This is a genomic window from Streptomyces katrae (assembly GCF_000966975.1).
Classification (GTDB): Bacteria; Actinomycetota; Actinomycetes; order Streptomycetales; family Streptomycetaceae; genus Streptomyces; species Streptomyces katrae.
Map to the genome: position 1 here is coordinate 1 of NZ_JZWV01000179.1, position 1,396 is coordinate 1,396.

Annotated in this window: 2 protein-coding genes; both read left to right on the top strand. The window is 73.9% G+C overall.

The window, feature by feature from the left end; genetic code table 11:
- Nucleotides 1–643 (top strand): fumarylacetoacetate hydrolase family protein (locus VR44_RS08630; protein WP_045946809.1); only part of this gene is annotated, 643 nt, incomplete at its 5' end.
- Between the two features lie 162 nt (nucleotides 644–805).
- On the top strand, nucleotides 806–1,396 hold a 591-nt coding region (locus VR44_RS08635; RefSeq protein WP_045946810.1), incomplete at its 3' end, for a hypothetical protein.

Here is a 1,396-nt window from a genome sequence, read left to right on the forward strand (position 1 = left end):
CGAGGTCGGCTTCGTCGTCGGCACCCCCTCGGAGCTGGGCCGTCCGGTCGCCCTCGGCGACTTCGAGGAGCACGTCTTCGGGCTCTTCCTCCTCAACGACTGGTCGGCGCGCGACATCCAGGCCTGGGAGTACGTGCCGCTCGGCCCCTTCCTCGGCAAGTCGTTCGCGACCTCCGTCTCCGCCTGGGTCACCCCCCTGGAGGCCCTGGACGCGGCCCGTGTCACCCCGCCGGCGCGGGACTTCCCGCTCCTCCCCTACCTGGACGACTCCGCCACGGACCGTCCCGGCGGCTTCGACCTGCACATCACCGTGTCGATCAACGGGCAGGAGGTGGCGCAGCCGCCGTTCGCCTCCATGTACTGGACCGCCGCCCAGCAGCTGGCCCACATGACCGTCAACGGCGCCTCCCTGCGCACCGGTGACGTGTTCGGCTCCGGCACCGTCAGCGGTCCGGAGGTCGGCCAGCGCGGCTCGCTGCTGGAGCTCACTTGGAACGGCCGCGACGCGATCGAGCTCGCCGACGGCAAGCGCACCTTCCTGGAGGACGGGGACACCGTCACCCTCACCGCCTGGGCCCCCGGCCCCGACGGCACCCGCGTCGGCCTCGGCGAGGTCACCGGCCGCATCGTGGGCAGCCGCTAGTCCACCAGGTGGCGGCGGGGTGGCGGATCTTCCCGCCACCCCGCCCGAACCGCAGGTCACCGTCCCTGCCAGCGCATCCCTGACGGCCGCCCCCGAGGGGGTGCCTACGCCACCCGCGCCGCCTGAGTGGCGGGGGCCGGGTGGGGCGGTGACGCTGCCTGCATGGCCCCTCGTACCGGCAGAATCGCCCCCCTCGCCCTCGCGGCCGCCGCTACCCTGGCGGCCGCGCCGTCCGCGCCGGCGGCCGCGCCGCCCAAGCCCCGGCTGACGCCCGCCGCCCAACTGGCCCTGGCCTACCGGGCCACCGCCAAGTACCACCAGCACAGCACCGGCGTCGCCGCCGGCTACGTGCCCGACCAGTACTGCGTCGTGGACCCGAACGGCGGTCCGGGCGCGCTGGGTTACCCCCACTTCAACCACGCCTACGACGGCTCCGTGGACCCGGCGAAGCCCACCGCCCTGCTCTACGAGGGTGACGGACAAGGCCACTGGAACCTGGTGGGACTCGAATGGATGGTCGTCGACAAGGACGGCCGGACGGACACCGACGACGCCCGCCCCAGCCTCTTCGGCGAGCCCTTCAAGGGGCCGCTGCCCGCCCGCTACAAGGGGCAGAAGGTGCACTACTCGCTGCACCTGTGGCTGTGGAAGGACAACCCCTCGGGCCGGTTCGAGCCGTTCAACCCGAGGGTCGTCTGCCGGCCGGGGACCACCCGGCCCCGCCCCGTCGCCCCCGCCACCCCTGCCTCCCCC